2 pseudogenes are annotated in these 510 nt (G+C 68.2%); both read right to left on the bottom strand.

The window, feature by feature from the left end:
* A pseudogene (locus ABGA94_RS12735) lies at positions 1 to 147 on the bottom strand (heat-shock protein Hsp70); the annotation flags it as partial.
* Between the two features lie 162 nt (positions 148 to 309).
* Positions 310 to 510: pseudogene (locus tag ABGA94_RS12730) on the bottom strand (hypothetical protein); the annotation flags it as partial.

Genomic DNA, 510 nt, shown 5'->3' with positions numbered 1-510 from the left:
ATAGTGGTGGGCGGGCACGCGGGTGATGCCGCGGCCGAACAGCGGCATGTAGCTGGACAGGCTCAGCGCCAGGTCGATGTCGGTACCGCCGCGGGCGATGCCCCAGGCGCGGTGGATGCGCGGGGCGTCGTCGCCGCCGATGGCCGCAATGTTCTTCCAGGGCACGCTGGGTAGCTTCATGGCCTATTCGCAGATTGGCGGCTCGCCCGCTGCACAGCCGGGCCCTCAAGGGCAGCCGCCCGGCGCTACTGGCGGCTCCTCGTATAAGCCCAATGCTCCCAGCAACAACCAGGCGTTCGAGACGCCAGCTCAGAGCTCGATGCCACGATTTAGCGGTGCAACGGATGCACCCGCGCAGGCCGGGCAGCGTGGCAATGCCAGGGGCTGGCCCTCCACCTGTGCCTGCAGCGATTCGAAATCGAACTCGAGCCGCCCCACCCGCAGGCTCGGCGTCACCATCGCCGAAGGCCTGCGCGATACCGCGCGGATGCGTGCCATCAGTTCCTCGAT

This window comes from Stenotrophomonas sp. 3diitr2024, assembly GCF_042136455.1.
Lineage (GTDB): Bacteria > Pseudomonadota > Gammaproteobacteria > Xanthomonadales > Xanthomonadaceae > Stenotrophomonas > Stenotrophomonas sepilia.
The sequence above is the reverse complement of the archived record's forward strand: the minus strand, read 5'-3'. Positions and strand labels throughout refer to the sequence as shown.